We start from the raw sequence: 20,486 nt of genomic DNA, 5'->3' as shown, positions 1-20,486 counted from the left end.
CGTGTAGAGATGCAACTGTTGCACAAGTGCATCAAAAGCGTAACACTGGAGGCACTATGCAGAATCACGGATTCCCCCACGAGGCCACCGAGGCGACGTTGCGCGCGTCCCGGGCGTTGCTGGGAATCGTCGCCCGGTCCGTGTCCGATGCGCTGGAGCAGGTGACGCTGCCGCAGTTCCGTGTGCTCGTCGTGCTCTCCGGCTCCGGCGCGATGAGGATGGGGGCGCTCGCGGCACGGGTCGGGGCCGTGCCGTCGACATTCAGCCGCACGATCGACCGGATGGTGGACGGCGGCTGGGTGCTCCGGCAGGAGAGCCCGCAGAGCAGGCGGGAGATCCTGGTCGATCTCACGGACGATGGCCGCCGGCTCGTGGACCAGGTCACCGAGCGGCGTCGCCGTCAGGTGGCGTCCGTGCTGACGTCGCTCACCGGCGAGGAGCAGCAACAGATCATCGACGCCATGGAGGTCTTCTCCACTGCTGCGGGGGAGCCGACTCCGGAGGACTTGCTGACGCTGGGCCTCTGACCCTGGCCGTGTGGGGACGCGGCTTTCACCCACCAGAAAAGAGATGCGATGGCGGATCCGGATACGGCATCGGCCGTAACGCAGGCGAGCGTTCAGAACTCCGTACGTCGCGGCCGCTCGATGGAGCGCGGCCCGGGGCTTTACCCGGATCCGGTGTGGTTCAAGGTCGACGATTCCGGTGACCTTCAGGAGGTCGGCGATGAATACGCCTGAGACGAGCAGCGGTCCACGCGCTGTGCTGACCGGTGCCGACATTCTGGGCGCCGCTGCCTTTCTGGTCTTCGGCCCGATCTCGGTGGCGTCGCCGGCACGGGCGTGGCTGGTGGTGGCGTTCTCGCTGGTGTATGTGCTGCGGGTGCTCGTCACCACGTATGTGACCGTGCAACGTCCGGTGACCTGCGCGGAGGCCGGGCTGGTGGGTGGCTGGATGTTCGTCATCCACGCCACGATGGGGTTCGTCGCCGCGCACGTGAGCGCCGTTCTGGACGGCTGGACAGTGTTGGGCGTCGTCCTCTACGTGTTCGGGTCCTGGATGAACACCAACTCCGAACTGCAGCGGCGGGCGTGGAAAGCGCGTCCGGAGAACGCCGGGCACCTGTACACACGGGGGCTGTTCCGCTGGTGCCGCCACCCCAACTATCTGGGAGACACTCTACTGTTCACTGGTTTCGCGGCTGTCACCGGCTCGTGGGTCGCCTTGGTGATCCCGGCGATCATGGCCGCCGGTTTCGTGTTCGCGGCGATCCCAGCTTTGGACCGACGGCTGCAGGAACACTACGGCGAGGAGTTTCTCGCCTGGGCGGCGAAGACGAGGCGGTATATCCCGCTCGTGTGGTGAGGGTAAGGCGGCGAGGAGGTCGTCATGAAGATATTGATCGTTGGAGCCGGGATCGCCGGCCCGACGTTGGCGTACTGGTTGCGGCGTAGCGGGCACGATCCGGTGCTGCTGGAGTCTGCGCCCGAGTTGCGGCGCGGCGGGTACTTGGTCGATTTCTGGGGTGCTGGGTTCGAGGTCGCCGACCGGATGGGCATCGCGGACCGTGTCCAGGCGGCGGGCTACCGGATGCGGGAGGTGCGCGACGTCGACGAACGCGGGCGCCGAATACTGTCACTGGACCCGGTGAAGCTGATCGGCCGGCACGGGGCCCATCATGTGAGCGTCGGCCGCTCGGATCTGTCCAGGATCATCATCGACGCGCTGCCGGATGACGTCCAACAGGTGTTCGGCGACACGGTCGAGGAGCTCCGCGACGAGGGCGACCATGTCGCGGTGCGATTTGCCCATGGCGGCGATCAGCATTTCGACCTGGTGGTCGGCGCCGACGGGCTGCACTCTGCTGTCCGTCGGCTGGCGTTCGGACCGGAGTCGGAGTACGAGCGCAGCCTGGGTATCGCCGTGGCGGTGTTCGACGTCGCCGGCTACCGGCCGCGGGACGAACTGGTCGCGGTCATGCGAACTCAGGTCGGCGCGCAGACACTGCGGCTGAGCCTGGACGACGACGTGTCCATGTTCGTCTTCACGTTCCGTCACGAGGGTCAGATCCCACTCGATGATGTCGACGCCCAGAAGGCGCTGCTCCGTGACCGGCTGGGTGGGCTCGGCTGGGAGGTGCCGGCGATCCTGGCGACACTGCCGCGGGCGCACCTTCTACTTCGACTCCGCCAGCCAGATCCGGATGCCGTCGTGGAGTCGCGGACGGATCGTCCTGGTCGGCGATGCCGCCGCGGCGCCGTCGCTGTTGGCCGGGCAGGGCACGGCGTTGGCGATGATCGAGGCGTACGTCCTGGCGGCGGAGCTGGATGCGGCCAGGGGCGACCACGTCCCGGCATTCGCCGCATACCAGGAGCGGCTGGGCGCGTTCATCGGTTCCAAGCAGCGCGGTGCGACCCGGATGGGCGGCGCATTCGCGCCGCGTACTCGAGCGCTGCTACGGCTGCGGAACACGGTGATGCGGCTGATGACGCTGCCCGGAGTGCCTGACCTCGCGGTCGGCCGCAGCCTGTACGACCGGATCGAGCTGCCCGACTTCCGGCCGTGAACGAGCGCCCGGTCCCGTCTTACTTCGTGGCGGGCGGAACGAGCGAGTCGAGCACGTACTCGAGCTGCTCGGCGGTGAACGCCCCGGGGTGGCGGATGGCGACGCGACCGGTCGGGTCCAGGATCACCGTGTACGGGAGCCCGGAGATCCGGTACTGACCAGCGACCGAACCGTTGGCGTCGACCGCGAGCGGATACCCTGTACCGGCTTGCCGCGTCGTGGCGCGGGCGGCCGTCGTATCGTCGGAGACGTCGATGCCGATCAGGTCGGCTCTGCCGGTGAACTCGTTCGAGATCTTCTGAAGGTCGGCAAGCTCGCCGATGCAGGCGGTGCAGGTGCTGGCCCAGAAGTTGAGCACCGTGTAGCGGCCGGCAGGCGCGGCGGCCCCGACGTGCCCCGACCCATTCAGGGCCGGCAGGGAGAACGGCTTCGGCTTCGCGCCGACGCCGGTGCCGTCGGCGGAGAGGTCGACCGCGGCGGACCCCGCCACGGTTCGACGCTGAGCGGCGGGCAGTAGGTCGACGGCCTCCTGCGCCATCGTGTGCGCGAACGGTGCGGTGCTGGCGGAGTCGGTGCCGAACTGGCCGAGGGCACGCTCGACTCCGGACGGGTCGATGAAGAAGATCTCCGTGCCGTGCACGACCGACTGGTCTGCCGCATCGAGCTGGATCGGCACACCGTAGGCCTGGGCCGCGGCGGCGAGAGTCGCTGGGGAGCCGGTTCCGAAGTACCAGTTCGCGTCGTCGCCGAGCCCGTGGGACGCGCTCCAGGAGGCGACGTCGGAGACCGCCGGATGGTACGGGTTGGCGTTGATCGAGACGAACGCGACCCGGGAGGCCGCAGCGCCGAGGTCGTGGTCGGCCAGCGCGACGTCCTGGGCGAGGAGGGTGCAGAGGTCCTGGCATTCGTCGTCGTTGAAGGTGAGCACGACGCTCCGACCACGGAATGTGTCCGGGATCATCGCGTTTCCGTGCTGATCCGTGAGCGAGTAGGCGGGGGCTTTGGTCGCGGCGTTCCCCAGCGGGTCGAGCTGCAGCAGGCTTGCCGCCGCGGTCGAGATGCCGGGGGCGGCGGGCGCCGACGAGGGGGCGACCTCGCTTCCGGACGGCGGCTGTGCCGCGGCTACCAGAACGGCGCAGAAGCCGACCAGCACGACGGTCGCGGCGGCCACGATCGGCCAGGTGCGTGGGTTGCGACGGGTCATGGCTCCTCCGGAGGGTGGCGATTCGATTGGACGGTCACCGCAGCGATGGCCGATGCTGTGAGGACGACGAGGGCGGCCCCTGCGCCGACAGCGAGCGGGTGGGCGGACAGCGCCGAGGTGAGCCAACTGCTCGCTTGCGAGACGAAAACCCCCAGGGAGGGCTCCTTGCCCGGTTCGAGGATCAGCCGCATTCCGTACGCGAGGAGGTAGATCCCGACGAACAGCAGGAGCGCGGACGCGGCCTTCGGAAGATGCCTCGCATATCTCCCGGCGGCGCGGACCGCTTCGGCGCCGATTAGGGCAGCGAGGATACTGCAGGCAGCGACGAACAGACCCATCCCCAGGGCGTACGAGAGCGCCGAGATCGCTACGTCGAGTGGAGCGGAACCGGCCGTGGCGGACGGCGCGACGGCAGCGGCGAAGAGGGGAAAGGCGCAGCCGAGCGAGGTGGCCGCGAACGCCGCACCATAACCCGCCATCGCCAGCACCCCGCGTCCGGACCTGAACGGGAGGGCGATCGTATGCATCCGAAGCTCACGGCCCGCCACTCCGAAGACACCGGCCACGAGAAGCACCATGCCGAGTGCCGCGGTGAACCAGGGCACCCACGCCACCGCGAGACGCACCCCCGTGGCGACCACGATCCCGACGACCGCGAACACTGCGACGAAACCACCCGTCATCGCCACCGACGCCCGGAACGCCCGGAGCAGCCGCATCCCCACCGGAGCCGGCTCGGACCCCAGGAACGCGGCGAGGTAGGCCGGCAACAGGGGGAATCCGCACGGGTTGACCGCCGCGGCCAGCCCGAGTGCGAACGCGTAGACGATCGCTGGCCCTATCATCGGGGGCCACCTCGGTCGTGAGCTGCCAGACGTTGGAGGTACTCGTTGTAGGCCAGCCGCTCCCCCTCGGCGCGCGCCGCCGATCGCTCCTCCCGTCGCGTGGCCCGCTCGTCCGAACGCTGCCACTGCAGGAACAGGACACCGAGCACAAACAAGGTGGGCAATTCGGTGAAGCCCCAGGCGATCCCACCGCCGACCGCCTGATCCGCCAGCGGTGCGATTTCCCAGCCCGGGATCGGCACACGGTAGAACCCGACCACGAGACTCACCGCCATCATCAGCATCACGCCGAAGAAGGCGTGGAAGGGCGCTGTCGCCGCCAGCTCCAGGATCCGCACCGTCGGGGCCGCATACTTCCGCAGCCCGCGGGAGGCCCGGCGTGGCGTGGGGTCGACGCCGAGCACACACCAGAAGTAGAGGAACCCGATGGCGATGAAGTGCAGCAGCATCAGGTTGTGGCCCCACATGGTGCCCATCAGCCAGTCGAAGATCGGTGTGAAGTACAGGCCGTACAGGCTGGCGAGGAAGAGCACCAGCGCCGTGGCGGGGTGCGCGACGAACCGCGCCGGGGGGCTATGGAGCACGGCGAGCAGAACCGATCTCGCCGACCGTTTACCTGCCGGCCGGGCTGGTAGCGCGCGGAGAGCGAGGGTGATCGGGGCGCCGAGCACGAGGAAGATCGGGGCGAGCATCGACAGCACCATGTGCTGGATCATGTGCGCGCTGAACAGTTCCATCCCGTACCCGTCGATACCGGTGGCCGTCATGGCGAGCACCGTCAGGATTCCGAGCGACCAGAACGCGATCCGGCTCACCGGCCAACGGTCTCCTCGGCGCCGCAGAACGACGGTGCCGGTGACATAGAGTCCCGCCAAGGCGAGCATCAGCACGGGGATGACCGGGATGGGTTGCGGATGGAGTGCGACCATCCGAGCGAACGTGGGCGGCGCCATTGGCATCCACATAAGACCGCTCATGGCGTGCACGGATGGCGGGTCGACGGGAGGCGTTGACCCGGAGAGCAGCTGGGGTACGGTGACTGATGCATTCATGCAACAGTTGCAACTGTACACGACTCGGTCGCGGCGACGAAAGGATCCGATCAAGCCACCGCGCGCACACGTGACCTCGGTCCTCACCGGTCTCGAATGTGAACCGGTGCCACAGCGTCTCCGTCCAGGATCGCGCCATCCGCCAGCAGTCTTGCAGCGTCCGGGAGAAGGCTGGCGGGGGTATTATGTCGTCTGGTGTGCCGGGAAGTCTGGTCGGCGGAAGACCTGACTGGTCGTCCTCGTGAAGGACGGAGCACCCATGCCCCCGGTTGCAACCTCGACAACAGCCACTCGCGCGATTTCCCGACGTGTCCGGTCCGGCCCGACGTGGCGTGAGCGCCGGATCGGGTCGCTGCGGCTTAGTGCTGCGGAGGCCGAAGAAGAAGCGGACGAGTGATGTCGAGCGGCATGGTGCTGTCCGGAGTCACCCGGACCTATGCGGGCGGAGCCGGCATCAGCGGTGTCGATCTGAAGGTGGCGCCGGGACAGGTGCACGCCTTGGTCGGATTGAATGGAGCTGGCAAGTCCACTCTGATGAAGGTGCTGCTCGGCATGATTCGGCCGGCGTCAGGGACCATCCGGATCGGCGACTACCCGGTACGCTCGGCGCCCGCCGAGGTGTGGTCGCGGGTAGGGCATCTCGTTGAGGGCGCGTTGATCTATGGTGAGTTCACCGTTGCCGGCAATCTGCGAATGTCGGCCGCCCTACACGGTGTCCCCAGGAGCAGGCGGGATGCGCTTGTCGGCACGAGCATCGAAGAGTTCGGGCTGTCGCGATACGCGCGCCGCCGTGCACGTACCCTTTCATTCGGTAACAGGCAGCGGCTCGGCCTGGCTGCCGCCCTCCAACATGATCCGGACTTCGTGGTCCTGGACGAGCCGACTACCGGTCTCGACCCGTCGGGGACCATCCTGCTCCGGGAAGAGCTTCGACGGCGTGCCGGAGCAGGCGCAGCCATCCTCATCTCCAGCCACCATCTCGACGAGGTGTCTCGCGTCGCCGATCGCATCACCGTCATCAATGATGGGCGCATCATCGGCCGCTTGACGCCCGGCGGTTCCGAGCTCGAGCGGGCCTTCTTCGCTCTTGTCCTCGCTGACGATGAACAGCGCCGGTCGCGTGCAGAGGAAGCACCATGAGCGGGGTGTTCGCGACGGCCATCGCGGTCGAGGTGGGCAAGTCGGTCCGTGCTCGCGTGCCCATCGTGGCCGCCGCGCTCCTAGTCCTCGGCGTCGTTGCCATCAGCGCCTCGGTCATCGTCGCGGTCGCGGACGGGCCGCCCGAGGTCGTCGCGAAGCTGGGCCCCGTCGTCCGGGGTGGCGGATGGGCCGGCTACGTCGATACCGCGCTGCAGGTTACCGGAGCGGCGGGAGCCGGCGCTTGTGGCATCCTGATCAGCTGGAGCTTCGGGCGCGAGTTCGCCGAAGGGACCATCCCGGGACTGTTCGCCCTCCCGGTCTCCAGGATGTCGCTCGCCGCAGCCAAGCTGACTGCCTTCTTCGTGTGGACGGTCTGCGTGGCGGCCGGCCTCGTTGCAGCCCTGCTGGCCGCGGGTTTCCTGATCGGGTTAGGTGCTCCGCGGGCGACAGATCTGGAGACGGTGGTCGGGCGTCTGCCGGTGCTGCTGCTGACGACCGCAGGCATGACCGTGCCCGCCGCGTGGGTGTCCACGCTCAGTCGCGGGCTGATGGGCGGTATCGCCACAACGGTCGTCCTCATGGCGAGCGCCCAGGTAATCGTCTTCTCTGGCGGAGGCAGCTGGTATCCACCGTCGGCTCCAGCGCTTTGGGCCCTCGCGCCCTCCCCCTCGACTGTCGGCACCCTGCTCTGGTCGCTCGTGCTCCCCGGTGCGGGTATCGCTGCGACCATCGTCAGTTGGCATCGCCTTCAGCTCGATCGGTGAGGCCGTGCCGGATGCGAGCCGACCGGGCGGCGGTCTGTGGCCAAACCTCTGCCTCCCGACGCATCCGGCGTGTGTCAGGCCAGGGTCAGGAAGAGCTTCTCCAGCTCTTCGACCGTGATCGGGTCCGTGGTGTCGTCCGGGTCGTTCAGGCACTTCTGCATGGCGGTGGAGATGATCTGGAAGCCGGCCTTGTCGAGTGCGCTGGAGACCGCGGCGAGCTGGATGACGACGTCGCGGCATTTGCCGCCGTTCTCGACGGCGGCGATCACCGCGTTGAGCTGGCCCTGGGCGCGGCGCAGCCGGTTGAGGACGGGCTTGATGTCGGCGGGGGTGGGGTTCTCGGCCACGGTTCCTTCTTTCTGCAGTAGGGAGGGGAGTGCTCAGCTTTTGCCGAACAGGCGCGCGAAGAAGCCACTGGTGGGTGCCGCCGCCGCCTTTTCCGCGTCGGTGTGGGTGCCGTTGCACCACTCGTTCGCCGGGACGCGCTTGCGGACCTCGGCGACGTGCTGGCCGCAGCCGTTCCAGGTGGTCTTGCCGCAGGTGGTGCAGGTGACGGGGTAACACACGGGGTGGATCCTCTTTCTCGGGTTGAGGGGCGATTTCGTATACCCCCCTCCGTATCGTACGATACCCGGGAGGGTATACCAAACCGCCCGAGGAGGCAGACAGGAATGAGAACCGTCATCATCGGCGGCGTCGCCGGAGGCATGTCGGCAGCGACCCGGCTGCGTCGGCTCGATGAGCAGCGCGAGATCGTGGTCTTCGAGCGTGGCCCGTACGTCTCGTACGCGAACTGCGGCCTCCCGTACTACGTCGGCGGCGTGATCAGTGACCGGTCGGCGCTGCTGCTGCAGACGCCGCAGTCTCTCGCATCCCGGTTCCGGCTGGATGTGCGGACCGGCCATGAGGTCCTCTTCATCGACGCCGCAGCCCGCACGGTGACGGTCCTCGATCACGCGTCGGGGGAGACCTCGACCGAGGCGTACGACGAGCTGGTTCTGGCCGTCGGAGCGACCGCGCGCGAGGCGGCGGGACATCCCGGAATCCCCACCCACACGCTGCGCACCGTGGAGGATGTCGACGCGATCGGCGCGCTGCTGGAAACAGCGGAGGACGGCGCAGGCGACCCCTCCGCGCTGGTGGTCGGCGGCGGGTTCATCGGCCTGGAGGCCGTCGAGAACCTGGTGCGGCGCGGGATCCACGTCACGCTCATCCAGCGCGGCCCGCACATCCTGACCCCGCTGGACGCCGAGATGGTGGTGCAGCTGGAGGCCGAGCTGCGCAGCCACGGCGTCGACGTGCGCACCTCGGTCACGATCGACACGGTGCAGGATGGCGTCGTCGTGCTCGACGACGGCAGTGTGCTGCGGCCCGACTTCATCGTCGACGCGTCCGGCGTGGTGCCGAGCGTGGACCTGGCGCGCACGGCCGGGCTGACGCTCGGCCCGACCGGCGGGATCGCCGTGGACGAGAGCAACCGCACCAGCGACCAGCACATCTACGCGGTGGGCGACGGCGTCGAAAAGGTCGACGCGCTGTCGGGCGGGGAGGCGCTGGTCACGATGGCCGGGCTCGCCAACCGGCACGGCCGCTCGGTCGCCGACGTGATCGCCGGGCGTCCGGAGCGGAACACGCCCGCGCTCGGCACCGCCATCGTGAAGGTGTTCGACACGGTCGCGGCGAAGGTCGGCTGGAGCGAGCGGCAGCTGGTGTCTGCCAGGCGCGCGCATCGGGTCATCCACACGCATCCCGCGTCGCACGCGACCTACTATCCCGGCGCGCAGTCGATGTCGATGAAGCTGCTGGTCGATCCGGAGAGCGACGCGATCCTCGGCGCCCAGATCGTCGGCGGCGATGGTGTCGACAAGCGCATCGACGTCCTGGCGGTGGCAGTGGCGGGTGGCATCACCGCCTCCGGCCTCGCCCGGCTCGAGCTCGCGTACGCACCGCAGTTCGGCTCCGCCAAAGACCCGGTGAACCAGCTCGGCTACGTCGCTGACAACCTGCGCACTGGCGCCACGGCCGCGATCCAGTGGCACGAACTCGAGGATGCCGTGGCCGCGGGAGCAACGCTCATCGACGTGCGCACGGCCGGCGAGCACGCGGCCGGCGCGATCCCGGATGCGCTCAACATCCCGGTCGACGAGCTGCGGTCCCGGCTCGCCGAGCTTCCGGATGGGCCGCTCGTCGTGCACTGCCAGGTGGGCCAGCGCGGTCACACCGCCGCCCGCATCCTCGCCCAGCACGGGTTCGACGTCGTCAACCTCGACGGCGGCTACCGCACCTGGGCCGCCGGGGCGGCGACGCGCGTGCGGCAGCCCGCCGGGGTGTGACCTCGCCATATCCTCCGACGACACGGGATGCGCGCCGCACGCCCGACGCGCCCGCCGAACGGATCGAGCAGGTTTCGAGAAGCGGCCGCATCCGGCCCCGTCGTAGATTGGCGGCAGTTCACCGGAACCCTGGCAGAGGAGACACCATGGCAACCACCACGTTCAGCAAAGAAGAGAAGGCCGCGATCAAGGCCGCCGTCGCAGAGAAGAAGGCCGCGCAGGAGGGGGCAGACGCCGCAGCGGCGTGCGATGCCGCCATCGCCGCCATGACCGGCGCGGACAAGGAGCTCGCCGAGGCGTTCCACGCGCTCGTCGCCGAGAACACGTCGCTCGCCGCCAAGACCTGGTACGGGATGCCCGCGTACGCCGACGCGGACGGCAAGACGGTCGTCGCGTTCAAGCCGGGCTCGAAGTTCAAGATCCGTTACGCCACCATCGAGTTCCAGCAGGCGGCGAAGCTGGACGACGGCAACCTGTGGCCGGTCGGCTTCGCCGTCACCAGCATGGACGACGCGGACAAGGAGCGCATCGCCGCCATCCTGAGGATCGCGGTCGGGCGCTGACGCTAGCGCCCAGCCGCCGTCACCTGTCCGCCGTCACCCAGCGGCCGTCGCACCGCCGAGGCATCGTCGCCGCCGAAGACCTCCTTCGCGACCGTCATCGCCGTCATCGCCTTCGGCCAGCCGCAGTAGAACGCGAGGTGCGTGATCGCCTCGACCAGTTCATCCCGGGTCACCCCGTTGTCGCGGGCGAACGGCAGGTGGAAGCGCAGCTGGTCGACGTTGCCGCCCGCCACGAGTGCGGCGACGGTGATCAGGCTGCGGTCGCGCTTGCTGAGATCCTGTCGCTCCCACACCTCGTCGAACAGCACACGGTCGGTGTAGTGGGCGATGCCGGGGGCGAAGTCCCCGAAGGCGCGCTTGCCGCCGGTCCAGCCGGTCGTCTCGTCGTTCACGGTCGCCGTCCTTCGTACTCGTCGTCGGTGATGTGCTCTTTCCAGGTGGTGGTGTCTGCAGGGTCGTCCGCGGACTCCAGCAGCGCGATGTGCTCCATGAAGCATCCGGGGGCTGCGGCGTGCCAGTGGTCCTGGCCGGGCGGCGTGTAGAGCGTCTGGCCGGGATGCACCTCGATGATGGTGCCGTCGCGGTCGCCGAAGCGCGCGACGCCGGCAGTGACCCGCAGGTACTGGCCTCTCGCGTGCGAGTGCCAGGCCGTGCGGGCGCCCGGCGCGAAGCGCACGAGGGCTGCGGTCATCCGCTGGTCCGCCTCGTGCGGCGCGGCGATCGGGTCGACCCAGACGTCGCCGGCGAACTGCTCCGGCGGATTCTTGACGGTGGAAATGGTCGGTTCGATGTTCATGCGTTCTCCGTTTCCAGCAGCACTTTGGTGGCGCGGCGCTCATCCATCGCCCGGTATCCCTCTGCCGCCTCCTCGAGCGGCAGGGTGAGGTCGAAGACCGCTCCTGCGTCGATGTCGTCATTCATGATCAACCCGATCAGCTCGGGGAGGAAGCGGCGGACCGGGGCGGGACCGCCGTGCAGGTGCACGCCGGAGAAGAACAGTTCTTCGCCGGGCAGTTCCACCCCGTGCGAGACGCCGACGTAGCCGACGTGTCCGCCCGGCCGGGTGGCCCGGATGGCCTGCATCATCGACTCCTGGGTGCCGACGGCCTCGATGACCGAGTGCGCGCCGAGCCCGTCGGTGAGTGCCTGGATCTTCGCGACGCCGTCGTCCCAGCGCTCCTCGACGATGTCCGTCGCTCCGAAGCGGCGAGCGAGCGCCTGCCGGTCGGCGTGGCGGCTCATCGCGATGATGCGGTCGGCACCGAGCTGCTTCGCCGCGAGCACGCCGAGGAGGCCGACCGCGCCGTCACCGACGACCGCGACCGTCTTCCCAGGACCGGCCTCGGCAGCGACGGCCGCGAACCATCCGGTGCCGAGCACGTCGGAGGCGGCGAGCAGTCCGCGGACCTGCCGCGGGGTGGGAGCCGTCGCGGTGGCGACGAGCGTGCCGTCCGCCAGCGGCACCCGGAGGAGTTCCGCCTGGGTGCCGAGCGTGCCCATCGGCACCCGATGGATGCAGTGGGACTGGTATCCCGCCCGGCAGAGTTCGCAGGTGTTGTCGGAGGCGAAGAACGACCCGACCACGAAGTCCCCGACCTTCACGTTCTTCACGTCGTCGCCGAGCTGCTCGACCACTCCGACGTATTCGTGCCCCATCGGTGTCGGGCCGGTGAGCTCGTCCGTGCCGCGGTACGGCCACAGGTCTGAACCGCAGATGCAGGCGGCGGAGACGCGGATGATCGCATCCGTCGGCTCCTGGATGGTGGGGTCCGCGCGCTCTTCGACGCGCACATCCCGGGGTGCGTACATGACTACTCCACGCATGTTGGGGTTCCTTCCGTTGCGGGGTGGGTGATGCCGGCGCTCGCTCGCGCCGGACGGAGGAGGAAGACGAGCACGGCGGCCATCGCCAGGACGATCGACACCGAGGTGACCAGGCCGAGAGGCAGGATGCTCAGGGCGCCGGCGACGCCGACCAGCGGAGCGGCCACGCCTCCGAACGCGAAGCGTGCAGCGCCCAGGACAGAGGATGCGGTCCCCGCGATCTGCGGGTAGTCCGCCAGTGCGATGGTCGTCGACGGCGGGCTGGTGATCGCGGTCCCCGCCGCCAGGAGGAAAAGCGAGACGACGACCACGATCAGCGGGACGTGCGCCAGTCCGGCGACCAGCAGCCCTGCGGCCCCGAGCCCGGCCACCGCGAGGCCGGTGACCAACGTGCCCAGCACGCTCCACGTCTCGCTGGCGCGTCCGGCCAGATACCCGAAGACCATGAACCCGGCCGAGTTCAGCCCGAAGGCGGCCGCGTAGCCCTGCGGGGACAAGCCGTAGACGCCCTGCAGCACGTAGGTCGCTCCGCTGAGATACGCGAACAGAGCTGCGTAGACGAAGCCCTGCGCGATCACGGCGCCGACGAAACGGCGGTCGGCGAACAGCAGCCGCAGGTCGCGGCCGATGACGGAGAAGCCCGCCGCCGTGCGTGCATCCGGGTGCAGCGTCTCCGGCAGCCGGAGGGCGACCCAGCCGAGGATGACGGCGCCGATCGCGGCGAGCACCAGGAAGAGCCCGCGCCAGTCGAGCACCGCGGTCAGCGCCCCGCCGAGCAGCGGCCCGACGATCGCGGCGAACCCGCCGACCACCGTCAGTCGCCCGTAGAACCGGATGAGCCTGCCGCCGTCGTACACGTCGCGCCCGGCTGCCTGCGCGATCACGATGCCGACGCCCCCGGCGATCCCCTGGACCAGCCTGGCGGCGATGAGGGTCTCGACGGTGGGACTCACCGCGCAGAGCAGCGACACGATCACGTAGGCCGCGACGCCGATCAGTGCGGGGCGCCGCCGCCCGAACCGGTCGGACAGCGGCCCGGCGATCAGCTGCCCGGCCGCCAGCCCGACCAGGCAGGCCGTGACGGTAAGCTGCGCCGTGGAGGTCGCCGCCGCCAGCTCGGTGGTGAGAGCGGGGAGGGCGGGAAGGTAGAGGTCCATCGAGATCGGGCCGAAGACGGTCAGCACCAGCAGAAGCGTGGCGAGTCCGCGTCCTGCCGGAACCCGGGAAATGGTCGGGAGAGAAGCTGTCACGACATCAAGCACACTCCCGTCGTGCGGCGCGAGGGAGTCTCTGACGAGAGGTGTACTGGCAGGGCACCCGTCCCGACCGGATCCTGGCCTACCCTCGACTGCATGGACAATCGAGACGAGGTGCGTGAGTTCCTCATGTCGCGCAGGGCGAAGCTCGCGCCGGAGCAGGCGGGGCTTCCTGCTGGAACCGGGCGCAGGGTGGCCGGACTGCGCCGCTCGGAAGTGGCGATGCTCGCGGACGTGAGCGTGGAGTACTACGCCAAGCTTGAGCGCGGGGTCATCGCGGGGGCGTCGGCTGCGGTCCTCGACGCCGTGGCGCGGGCGCTGCAGCTCGACGACACCGAGCGGGCGCACCTTTTCGACCTCGCTCGTGCGGCAGACGGCATCCCCCTCTCCGGGCGCCAGCGCAGGCGGTCGGGCACGAGTCCGGCTGCGCGTCCGAGCCTGCACTGGGCGCTGGAGGCGTTCACGGACGGTGTCGCGGTCGTGCGCAACGCCCAGTCGGACGTGATCGCGTTCAACGCTCTCGGGCGGGCGTTCTACTCGCCGCTGATCGGCGACGGAGGGCGGACGCCGAACCTCGCCAGGTTCCAGTTCCTCGATCCCGTGTCCCGCGACTTCTATCCGGACTGGGACCTGTTCGCCGACATGTGCGTCGCCATGATGCGCGCAGAGGCGGGCAGGGATCCGCACAACAGGGCGATGCAGGATCTCGTCGGCGAGCTCTCGACGCAGAGCGAGACGTTCCGTCGGCTGTGGGGTGCGCACAACGTCCGCACGCACGGTGCAGGCACGAAACGCTTCCACCATCCGGTCGTCGGCGAGCTGACCCTCGCCTTCGAGGAGTTCGCGGTGACGGCGGAGCCGGGCCATGTGCTCCTCGTCTACACGGCGGAGCCCGGCTCTCCGTCGGCCGAGCGGCTGCGGCTGCTCGCCTCGTGGGCCGCCGAGCACCCGGACGCCGCGGTGGATGCTGCCGATGCGTCCGCCGACGCCGGCCGCTGACCCCGCGCCCGGTTTCCCTCTGCGCGCCACGCGCATCCCGGTAGGCTGATCCCGTGCTTCTCTCAGACCGCGACATCAAGGCCGAGCTCGGCTCCGGCCGTATCGCTCTCGAACCGTTCGACGTGTCGATGGTGCAGCCGTCGAGCGTCGATGTGCGCCTCGACCGCTTCTTCCGGCTGTTCGACAACCACAAGTACCCCTTCATCGACCCGGCAGAGGATCAGCCCGAGCTGACCAGGCTGGTCGAAGTGGATGCTGACCAGCCGTTCATCCTGCACCCCGGTGAGTTCGTGCTCGGCTCCACCTTCGAGCTGGTCTCGCTTCCGGACGACGTCGCCGCCCGGCTCGAGGGCAAGAGCTCGCTCGGTCGCCTCGGCCTGCTCACGCACTCCACCGCGGGCTTCATCGACCCGGGATTCTCCGGGCACGTCACGCTCGAACTGAGCAACGTGGCCACCCTGCCGATCAAGCTCTGGCCCGGCATGAAGATCGGGCAGATGTGCTTCTTCCGGCTCACCTCCGCGGCCGAGAAGCCGTACGGGTCGAGCGAGTACAGCTCGCGATACCAGGGCCAGCGCGGCCCGACGGCGTCGCGTTCGTTCCTCAACTTCCACCGCACGGACGTGTCCACGACAGAGGCGGGTCGCACCGCCGGTTGATCGCGTCCGTCCCATCCTCCCGGAGGGCAGAACCATGAGCGAGACGACAGACGCAGCGTTCGCGCGGGCACTCGTGGCGGCAGGCCCGACGCCCGTCCGCCCGCAGAGGATGCAGCTGTTCGGCCAACTGGTCGGCAGCTGGCGGGCGGAGTGCCGCTTCCTCGACGAGGAGTCGGGCGCGTGGTCGGAGTTCACGACCGACTGGCTGTTCGCGTACACGCTCGGCGGCCGAGCCGTTCAGGATGTGCTGGTCGCCCCGGCAGCGTCCGACCCGTCGATGACGGAGGCGAAGGGCACCACGATCCGCGTCTACGACCCGGTGCTCGGGCTGTGGCGGGTGAGCTGGTTCGGCGCGGTCGCCGGTGACTTCTGCACGCTCGTCGCGAGCGCCCACCACCGCGACGGGATCCGCCAGGACGGCACCCAGACCGACGGCAGGCCGATCCGCTGGAACTTCAGCGCGATCACCGCTGACTCGTTCTCGTGGGACGGCTGGGTGTCCGACGACGAGGGCAGCACCTGGTGGCTGGAGCAGCACATCGACGCCACCCGCACGGGCTGAGCGGGGCGCATCCCGCGCATCCGGCGCATCCAATAGGGTCATCCCGTGGGGACTCGTATACATAAACGCTGGTATGACAGCGTCGTCGCGGTCGTGTTCATGGCGCTGGGGCTCGCGGTGGTCACTGTCCTGGTGGTGGCGTTCTTCAACCCGTGGCCGTCTGCGCTGCTCATCCGCTCGCTGTTCGAGCGGGGCGCCGCCGACACCGTCGCGGAGATGGAACCGTACGTCCCGAAGTCCGGGGTGGATGCGCACCGCGACATCGCGTACGGGGACGCCGGATCCGACACCTCGCTGGACGTGTTCACGCCCACCGGCGCATCCACCCCGTTGACCACGGTGGTCTGGATCCACGGCGGCGCCTGGATCTCCGGCGACAAGTCCAACGTGGACCCGTACATCCAGATCCTCGCCTCGCACGGCTACACCACGGTCTCCCTCAACTACACGATCTCGCCGGAGACCACGTACCCCACGGCACTGAACCAGCTCAACGACGCCCTCGGCTTCCTCGTCGAGCACGCGGCCGAGTACAACATCGACCCGAACAGCATCGTGATCGCCGGCGACTCCGCCGGTTCGCAGTACACGGCGCAGCTCGCCACCATCGTCACCAACCCGGCATACGCCGAGCGCGTCGGCGTCACCCCGACGCTGACCGCGAAGCAGCTCAAGGCCGTCATCCTCAACTGCGGGATCTACGACGTGCGCGGCATCCCGGACGCCCCCGGCATCGGCGGCTGGGGCTTCCGCATCGCGCTCTGGTCGTACCTCGGCGAGAAGGACTGGTCGAAGACCCCGGGCGGCCGCGACATGTCCACGATCGAGGACGTGACCGCCGACTTCCCGACCACGTGGATCTCCGGCGGCAACGCCGACCCGCTCACCGACAGCCAGTCGAAGCCGCTCGCGAAGAAGCTCGAAGGGCTCGGAGTGGATGTGACGAGCGTCTTCTACCCGGCCGACGAGTCGCCCGCCCTGCCACACGAGTACCAGTTCCACCTCGACTTCGCGAAGGCGCGCTCAGCCCTGCAGTCGACCATTGCCTTCCTGGACAGAGTCAAAGCTCACTGAGCCTCCGTGACGCACGGTGAGCCCACCGACCTCGTCGGCGTCCGTCCTATGATGCGGTGATGCGAGTTCTGATCTCTGTGGACATGGAAGGCATCGCCGGGGTGGTCGACCGCGCCGACATCGCACCGGGCTCCCCGGAGTGGGCGCTGGCAAGGGAGTGGATGACCGACGAAGCCAGCGCGGCCGTCCGCGGGGTGCTCGCCTTCGATCAGGACGCTGAAGTGCTGGTGTGCGACGCCCACGCGAAGTACCGGAACATCCTGCCGCAACGGCTCGACAGACGAGCGCGACTGGTTCGCGGCACTCCCCGCCCGCACGACATGCTGACCGGCATCGACAGTGCAGTGGATGCGGTGTGCCTGATCGGCTACCACGGCCGGGCCGGCACCGCCGACTCGGTCCTGGCACACACGATCAGCGGTGCGGTCATCTCGTCCGTGCGCATCGACGGGACGGCCCTAGGCGAAATTGGCCTGAGCGCAGCACTGGCAGCGCACTACGGCGCCGTTCCGGTGCTGGTCAGCGGCGACGACACGGTGGCCGCCGAAGCCGAGGAGGTCGCTCCGGGCATCCGGGCGGTGATCGTCAAATGGGCTCGCGGAGGTCATGCCGCCGAGAACCTTCACCCGGCCGTCGCCAGCGAGCGCATCGAGCAGGCCGTGCCGGAGGCTCTCGCAGCCCGCGCATCCGTGCGGCCCCCACGATTCGCCGGGCCCGTCGACCTGGAGGTGGATGTGCGCCGGCCGGAGATGACCGAGCGTGCTCTGCTCATCCCGGGCATGGAACGCCGCGGACCCTGCACGCTCGGATTCTCCGGCCTCGGCCTCCCGGAGAGCTACGGCCTGGTGGGTGTCATCGCCGACCTCGCGGGAATCGCGTGAGAAGCATCCGCTGAGCGCGTGGCCATCTCCCTCACGACGACGCGGATGTCGGCTGGTGCGCGGCCCAAGAGCTCGGCGAGGTCGGGGGTCTCGAGGCCGAACACGCCGCGCCGGATGAGCGGAAAGAGAACGGCGAAGGGTCCGGTGTCTGCGTCGTCGACGTCCTCGTGGCTGATCGGTCTCCCGAGAGCCACCGTCAGTGCCGCTGCGAGGTCGTTGAAATCCCACCGGGGGCCGCGAAGCTCCCACAGAGTCTTCTTCGGCATGGTGAAGGAGGCCGCTGCGGCAGCTTCGCCCAGGTCGGCGATCGCTGCGGTTGTCAGGCTCTGCCCCGTGCTCGCCGACGTGATCAGCCCATCGGCGCCGGCCTGGGCGATGGCGCGCTCGACGAACGCATCCGTGTACAGCGCGTTCCGGAGAATCGCGTGATGGACACCGCTCTCGGTGAGCGCGTCCTCGGCGGCGGAGTGGCCGGGGTCGTACCGCGCTCCGATTCCGCTCGTGTAGACCACGTGACGCACCCCGGCGGCCACAGCCGACTCGATGACAGTGCGGTGCTGCATGACCCGCACTGACGGGTCCAGCACCGGGCTCGAAATGACGATGGCACGGTCCGCCCCGGTGAAGGCGGCGTCCAGGGACGCGGCATCCGAGTAGTCCCCGATGTGGGCAGCGAGGCCGCGAGCCGCGAAATCAGCTGCGGCCCGGTCGGTGCGGACGAGGACGCGCACCTCCGACGTGGGGGCGCGTTCGAGCAGGCTGCGCAGTGCAGCGCCCCCGAGGTTGCCCGTCACTCCGGTCACAAGAAAAACAGTCATTACCTACTCCAGTCGAGAGATTTTGTGTGGGTCGGATCAAGCGGGAACCCGAAGGCGGGCTCGCCCTCGAAGGCGCACAAAATCGCCATCCCTGGACGGCGTAGCGGACTACTGCGGCGAGAGTGGATGCGAGTTAGGCAACACGACGAATGAGCATTCGCCTCACTGTAGACCGAGAGCGTTCACACGCACCACCTCGGATCCGGACGGCATCACGTTGACCGGCGTGCGCGCGAATGGTCGTAGGCTTCTGGCATGCGCTCAATGCACTCTTCGTGGTGGTGGCTGCACTAGCAGCCGCTTGACGCATGTTCGCGGGCTGCACGGCAGCCCGCGAGATCCGCGGAAACTCTTCCCCGTGCGGCCCCTCATCGGAAGGGAATCGCCATGGACTCGTTCGCCGCCACTCGCTCACGCATGCCCGATCTGGAAGACCGGATCGCTGCCGATCCGGGTGCGTTCCGTGTCCTCACCGGGGAGCGACCGACGGGGAAGCTGCACCTCGGACACTACTTCGGAACCATTCGAGAACGCGTGCGGCTCCAGGCTCTCGGCGTTGAGACGTTCGTGATCCTCGCGGACTATCAGGTCATCACCGACCGCGACACCTCTGCCCATGTCGCCGACAGCGTCAGGTCCGCTGTCCTGGACTACCTCGCGGCCGGGCTCGACCCGACCACGACGACGATCTTCACTCACTCGGCCGTCCCAGCACTGAACCAGCTGATGCTGCCGTTCCTCAGCCTCGTCACCGAGGCGGAGCTGCGCCGCAACCCGACGGTGAAGGCGGAACGTGCCGCATCCGGACGCGCGCTGAGCGGCCTGCTGCTCACCTACCCGGTGCATCAAGCGGCCGACATCCTGTTCTGCAAAGGCAACCTGGTGCCGGTCGGCAAAGACAACCTGCCGCACATCGAGCTGACGCGCACGATCGCCCGCCGCTTCAACGACCGCTACGGCCAGGTCTTTCCCGAGCCGGAAGCGATGGTCACGGATGCGCCGGAAATCCCGGGACTCGACGGCCGGAAGATGTCGAAGAGCTATGGCAATGCGATCGCGCTGTCGATGACCGCAGACGAGACGGCGGACGCGATCCGACGCACCCGCACCGATGGCGAACGCGTCATCACGTACGACCCGGAGCGGCGCCCCGGCGTCTCCGGACTACTGTCGACCGCAGCGCTCTGTCGCGGCACCACGCCCGAGCAGATCGCCGAGAAGATCGGCGACCGCGGGAGCGTGATGCTCAAGCAACTCACGACCGATTCGGTGAACGACTTCCTCGCCGCCCATCGGCGTCGACGTGCCGAGCTGGAATCGGACCCCACCGTCGTCAGCGACGTTCTCCGGAGTGGCAACGAGCGGGCGAACGTCATCGCAGACAGCACACTCGCGGAAGTCCGCGATCACATGGACATGGGGTACGCGAACGCGCGATAGCCGAGCGACGGACGTGCCCTACTGAGCGACGGCGGCACCTGTCTCGCCGTGCTCGCCCTGCTCGCCGGCTGACGCGATCTCGCTGCGCGGGCGGCGGCCGGGAGTCAGCCGCTCAGGTCCGCCGAGGTATGGTCGCCCGTCGTTGTAGAGCGCTTCGCGGCGTTCCAGCTCAGCGACGAGCGCCTTCTCCATCAGGTCGGACCAGCTCCGGTCGGATTCGTGGTGCTTGGTCGCCTCGAAGGCCGCGCGCGAGCGCTGGCGCACGGACGATCGCAGATAGAACGAGACGGAATTGCGCTCGTCGTCGTCCGCCATCACTGGTACCCCCGTCCCGCTCGATGCTGTCGTGGACACGACGCTAGGGGATGCGCGAGGCTCGCCACGAGACGATTCGCGCCCGAACGGTAGCCGATTCCGGCCACCGTTTCCGGCGCCGCCGGGGGTGGGATGCATGTCCCGTGGGGAATACGGCGAGCTAGTTATCCACAGTGAATTACACAGGTGGA

General features: G+C 68.8%; 25 protein-coding genes and 1 pseudogene. 15 read left to right on the top strand and 11 right to left on the bottom strand.

Annotation, left to right across the window (positions count from 1 at the left end; genetic code table 11):
* Positions 1–56: 56 nt before the first annotated feature.
* The 5 genes and pseudogenes from HF024_RS18095 (at position 57) to HF024_RS19915 (ending at position 2,566) form a co-directional block, all read left to right on the top strand.
* Positions 57–527 (top strand): MarR family transcriptional regulator, encoded by a 471-nt coding sequence (locus HF024_RS18095; protein ID WP_168690513.1) that lies wholly within the window; start codon positions 57–59, stop codon positions 525–527.
* A 48-nt stretch (positions 528–575) separates the two neighbouring features.
* The gene (locus tag HF024_RS18090) at positions 576–740 is read left to right on the top strand and encodes a hypothetical protein (RefSeq protein WP_168690512.1); all 165 of its coding nucleotides are present in this window, start codon (positions 576–578) and stop codon (positions 738–740) included.
* The gene (locus tag HF024_RS18085; RefSeq protein ID WP_168690511.1) at positions 727–1,365 is read left to right on the top strand and encodes a DUF1295 domain-containing protein; all 639 of its coding nucleotides are present in this window, start codon (positions 727–729) and stop codon (positions 1,363–1,365) included. Before HF024_RS18090 ends, HF024_RS18085 begins: the two co-directional genes overlap by 14 nt.
* Positions 1,366–1,389: 24 nt before the next feature.
* Positions 1,390–1,920, top strand: a pseudogene (locus tag HF024_RS19920) (FAD-dependent monooxygenase); the annotation flags it as partial.
* A gap of 187 nt (positions 1,921–2,107) precedes the next feature.
* Entirely contained in the window at positions 2,108–2,566 is a 459-nt protein-coding gene (locus tag HF024_RS19915) for a hypothetical protein (protein WP_247597468.1), read from the top strand.
* A gap of 19 nt (positions 2,567–2,585) precedes the next feature.
* Here the strand turns inward: HF024_RS19915 and HF024_RS18075 are convergent, their stop codons facing one another.
* Genes HF024_RS18075 through HF024_RS18065 form a run of 3 tightly spaced genes read right to left on the bottom strand, consistent with a single transcriptional unit; the run spans position 2,586 to position 5,544 of the window.
* A complete protein-coding gene (locus tag HF024_RS18075) occupies positions 2,586–3,770 on the bottom strand; it encodes a TlpA family protein disulfide reductase (RefSeq protein WP_168690510.1) in 1,185 nt (394 codons plus the stop codon).
* Positions 3,767–4,615: a cytochrome c biogenesis protein CcdA gene (locus tag HF024_RS18070; RefSeq protein WP_085368256.1), complete on the bottom strand. Its 849-nt coding sequence runs from the start codon at positions 4,613–4,615 to the stop codon at positions 3,767–3,769. The genes HF024_RS18075 and HF024_RS18070 overlap by 4 nt, the downstream gene beginning before the upstream one ends.
* Positions 4,612–5,544 carry a cytochrome c oxidase assembly protein gene (locus HF024_RS18065; RefSeq protein ID WP_210723984.1) on the bottom strand — a complete coding sequence of 311 codons (933 nt, stop codon included), beginning with the start codon at positions 5,542–5,544 and terminating at the stop codon, positions 4,612–4,614. The genes HF024_RS18070 and HF024_RS18065 overlap by 4 nt, the downstream gene beginning before the upstream one ends.
* A 519-nt stretch (positions 5,545–6,063) precedes the next feature.
* Here HF024_RS18065 and HF024_RS18060 point away from each other — a divergent pair.
* Together HF024_RS18060 and HF024_RS18055 are read left to right on the top strand one after the other, a co-directional pair.
* Positions 6,064–6,807: an ABC transporter ATP-binding protein gene (locus tag HF024_RS18060; RefSeq protein WP_168690976.1), complete on the top strand. Its 744-nt coding sequence runs from the start codon at positions 6,064–6,066 to the stop codon at positions 6,805–6,807.
* Positions 6,804–7,571: an ABC transporter permease gene (locus tag HF024_RS18055; RefSeq protein WP_168690509.1), complete on the top strand. Its 768-nt coding sequence runs from the start codon at positions 6,804–6,806 to the stop codon at positions 7,569–7,571. Before HF024_RS18060 ends, HF024_RS18055 begins: the two co-directional genes overlap by 4 nt.
* A gap of 74 nt (positions 7,572–7,645) precedes the next feature.
* Here the strand turns inward: HF024_RS18055 and HF024_RS18050 are convergent, their stop codons facing one another.
* Together HF024_RS18050 and HF024_RS18045 are read right to left on the bottom strand one after the other, a co-directional pair.
* The gene (locus tag HF024_RS18050) at positions 7,646–7,918 is read right to left on the bottom strand and encodes a metal-sensitive transcriptional regulator (RefSeq protein ID WP_179150718.1); all 273 of its coding nucleotides are present in this window, start codon (positions 7,916–7,918) and stop codon (positions 7,646–7,648) included.
* A 33-nt stretch (positions 7,919–7,951) separates the two neighbouring features.
* Entirely contained in the window at positions 7,952–8,137 is a 186-nt protein-coding gene (locus HF024_RS18045) for a hypothetical protein (protein ID WP_085368252.1), read from the bottom strand.
* 105 nt (positions 8,138–8,242) lie between these two features.
* Between HF024_RS18045 and HF024_RS18040 the strand changes: the two genes are divergently transcribed.
* Positions 8,243–9,904, top strand: coding sequence for an FAD-dependent oxidoreductase (locus HF024_RS18040; RefSeq protein ID WP_168690508.1), 1,662 nt, complete (start codon positions 8,243–8,245; stop codon positions 9,902–9,904).
* A gap of 146 nt (positions 9,905–10,050) precedes the next feature.
* Positions 10,051–10,467 (top strand): hypothetical protein, encoded by a 417-nt coding sequence (locus HF024_RS18035; RefSeq protein ID WP_247597186.1) that lies wholly within the window; start codon positions 10,051–10,053, stop codon positions 10,465–10,467.
* 2 nt (positions 10,468–10,469) lie between these two features.
* Here the strand turns inward: HF024_RS18035 and HF024_RS18030 are convergent, their stop codons facing one another.
* Genes HF024_RS18030 through HF024_RS18015 form a run of 4 tightly spaced genes read right to left on the bottom strand, consistent with a single transcriptional unit; the run spans position 10,470 to position 13,541 of the window.
* Complete coding sequence (locus HF024_RS18030) at positions 10,470–10,859, bottom strand: carboxymuconolactone decarboxylase family protein (protein WP_210723983.1); 390 nt, start codon at positions 10,857–10,859, stop codon at positions 10,470–10,472.
* Positions 10,856–11,263 carry a cupin domain-containing protein gene (locus HF024_RS18025; RefSeq protein WP_168690506.1) on the bottom strand — a complete coding sequence of 136 codons (408 nt, stop codon included), beginning with the start codon at positions 11,261–11,263 and terminating at the stop codon, positions 10,856–10,858. Before HF024_RS18025 ends, HF024_RS18030 begins: the two co-directional genes overlap by 4 nt.
* Positions 11,260–12,291 (bottom strand): zinc-dependent alcohol dehydrogenase family protein, encoded by a 1,032-nt coding sequence (locus HF024_RS18020; RefSeq protein WP_168690505.1) that lies wholly within the window; start codon positions 12,289–12,291, stop codon positions 11,260–11,262. The genes HF024_RS18025 and HF024_RS18020 overlap by 4 nt, the downstream gene beginning before the upstream one ends.
* Complete coding sequence (locus tag HF024_RS18015; protein ID WP_168690504.1) at positions 12,279–13,541, bottom strand: multidrug effflux MFS transporter; 1,263 nt, start codon at positions 13,539–13,541, stop codon at positions 12,279–12,281. Before HF024_RS18015 ends, HF024_RS18020 begins: the two co-directional genes overlap by 13 nt.
* Positions 13,542–13,643: 102 nt before the next feature.
* Here HF024_RS18015 and HF024_RS18010 point away from each other — a divergent pair, with 102 nt between their 5' ends.
* The 5 genes from HF024_RS18010 to HF024_RS17990 all read left to right on the top strand — a co-directional run bounded on the left by HF024_RS18010 (position 13,644) and on the right by HF024_RS17990 (position 17,722).
* Complete coding sequence (locus HF024_RS18010) at positions 13,644–14,546, top strand: helix-turn-helix transcriptional regulator (protein WP_210723982.1); 903 nt, start codon at positions 13,644–13,646, stop codon at positions 14,544–14,546.
* A 53-nt stretch (positions 14,547–14,599) separates the two neighbouring features.
* On the top strand, positions 14,600–15,205 hold the full coding sequence (gene dcd, locus HF024_RS18005; protein WP_085368246.1) for a dCTP deaminase: 606 nt from the start codon (positions 14,600–14,602) through the stop codon (positions 15,203–15,205).
* 34 nt (positions 15,206–15,239) lie between these two features.
* Positions 15,240–15,767, top strand: coding sequence for a hypothetical protein (locus HF024_RS18000; protein WP_168690503.1), 528 nt, complete (start codon positions 15,240–15,242; stop codon positions 15,765–15,767).
* Positions 15,768–15,866: 99 nt separating this feature from the next.
* A complete protein-coding gene (locus tag HF024_RS17995) occupies positions 15,867–16,841 on the top strand; it encodes an alpha/beta hydrolase (RefSeq protein WP_168690973.1) in 975 nt (324 codons plus the stop codon).
* Positions 16,842–16,900: 59 nt separating this feature from the next.
* On the top strand, positions 16,901–17,722 hold the full coding sequence (locus tag HF024_RS17990; protein ID WP_168690502.1) for a M55 family metallopeptidase: 822 nt from the start codon (positions 16,901–16,903) through the stop codon (positions 17,720–17,722).
* On the opposite strand, the gene HF024_RS17985 is transcribed toward HF024_RS17990, so the two are convergent.
* Positions 17,677–18,540: an NAD(P)H-binding protein gene (locus HF024_RS17985; protein ID WP_168690501.1), complete on the bottom strand. Its 864-nt coding sequence runs from the start codon at positions 18,538–18,540 to the stop codon at positions 17,677–17,679. The genes HF024_RS17990 and HF024_RS17985 overlap by 46 nt on opposite strands.
* A gap of 387 nt (positions 18,541–18,927) precedes the next feature.
* On the opposite strand from HF024_RS17985, the gene trpS reads away from it, so the two are divergent.
* Positions 18,928–19,980, top strand: coding sequence for a tryptophan--tRNA ligase (gene trpS / locus HF024_RS17980; RefSeq protein WP_210723981.1), 1,053 nt, complete (start codon positions 18,928–18,930; stop codon positions 19,978–19,980).
* A gap of 18 nt (positions 19,981–19,998) precedes the next feature.
* Here trpS and HF024_RS17975 read toward each other — a convergent pair whose 3' ends face one another.
* Positions 19,999–20,334 (bottom strand): hypothetical protein, encoded by a 336-nt coding sequence (locus HF024_RS17975; RefSeq protein WP_168690500.1) that lies wholly within the window; start codon positions 20,332–20,334, stop codon positions 19,999–20,001.
* Positions 20,335–20,486: the final 152 nt, after the last annotated feature.

Origin of the sequence: Leifsonia sp. PS1209 (assembly GCF_012317045.1) — a bacterium.
In the GTDB taxonomy this organism is placed as follows: Bacteria; Actinomycetota; Actinomycetes; order Actinomycetales; family Microbacteriaceae; genus Leifsonia.
The sequence above is the reverse complement of the archived record's forward strand: the minus strand, read 5'-3'. Positions and strand labels throughout refer to the sequence as shown.

What these genes read in the sequence shown, in the direction of transcription:
- HF024_RS18085 (WP_168690511.1), top strand. Translation starts at nt 727, where the DNA reads ATGAATACGCCTGAGACGAGCAGCGGTCCACGCGCTGTGCTGACCGGT.
- HF024_RS18060 (WP_168690976.1), top strand. Translation starts at nt 6,064, where the DNA reads ATGTCGAGCGGCATGGTGCTGTCCGGAGTCACCCGGACCTATGCGGGC.
- HF024_RS18025 (WP_168690506.1), bottom strand. Translation starts at nt 11,263, where the DNA reads ATGAACATCGAACCGACCATTTCCACCGTCAAGAATCCGCCGGAGCAG.
- HF024_RS18035 (WP_247597186.1), top strand. Translation starts at nt 10,051, where the DNA reads ATGGCAACCACCACGTTCAGCAAAGAAGAGAAGGCCGCGATCAAGGCC.
- HF024_RS18090 (WP_168690512.1), top strand. Translation starts at nt 576, where the DNA reads ATGGCGGATCCGGATACGGCATCGGCCGTAACGCAGGCGAGCGTTCAG.
- HF024_RS18055 (WP_168690509.1), top strand. Translation starts at nt 6,804, where the DNA reads ATGAGCGGGGTGTTCGCGACGGCCATCGCGGTCGAGGTGGGCAAGTCG.
- HF024_RS18095 (WP_168690513.1), top strand. Translation starts at nt 57, where the DNA reads ATGCAGAATCACGGATTCCCCCACGAGGCCACCGAGGCGACGTTGCGC.
- HF024_RS18075 (WP_168690510.1), bottom strand. Translation starts at nt 3,770, where the DNA reads ATGACCCGTCGCAACCCACGCACCTGGCCGATCGTGGCCGCCGCGACC.
- HF024_RS18040 (WP_168690508.1), top strand. Translation starts at nt 8,243, where the DNA reads ATGAGAACCGTCATCATCGGCGGCGTCGCCGGAGGCATGTCGGCAGCG.
- HF024_RS18070 (WP_085368256.1), bottom strand. Translation starts at nt 4,615, where the DNA reads ATGATAGGGCCAGCGATCGTCTACGCGTTCGCACTCGGGCTGGCCGCG.
- HF024_RS18010 (WP_210723982.1), top strand. Translation starts at nt 13,644, where the DNA reads ATGGACAATCGAGACGAGGTGCGTGAGTTCCTCATGTCGCGCAGGGCG.
- trpS (WP_210723981.1), top strand. Translation starts at nt 18,928, where the DNA reads ATGGACTCGTTCGCCGCCACTCGCTCACGCATGCCCGATCTGGAAGAC.
- HF024_RS17990 (WP_168690502.1), top strand. Translation starts at nt 16,901, where the DNA reads ATGCGAGTTCTGATCTCTGTGGACATGGAAGGCATCGCCGGGGTGGTC.
- HF024_RS17985 (WP_168690501.1), bottom strand. Translation starts at nt 18,540, where the DNA reads ATGACTGTTTTTCTTGTGACCGGAGTGACGGGCAACCTCGGGGGCGCT.
- HF024_RS18000 (WP_168690503.1), top strand. Translation starts at nt 15,240, where the DNA reads ATGAGCGAGACGACAGACGCAGCGTTCGCGCGGGCACTCGTGGCGGCA.
- HF024_RS17995 (WP_168690973.1), top strand. Translation starts at nt 15,867, where the DNA reads ATGGCGCTGGGGCTCGCGGTGGTCACTGTCCTGGTGGTGGCGTTCTTC.
- HF024_RS18065 (WP_210723984.1), bottom strand. Translation starts at nt 5,544, where the DNA reads ATGGTCGCACTCCATCCGCAACCCATCCCGGTCATCCCCGTGCTGATG.
- HF024_RS18020 (WP_168690505.1), bottom strand. Translation starts at nt 12,291, where the DNA reads ATGCGTGGAGTAGTCATGTACGCACCCCGGGATGTGCGCGTCGAAGAG.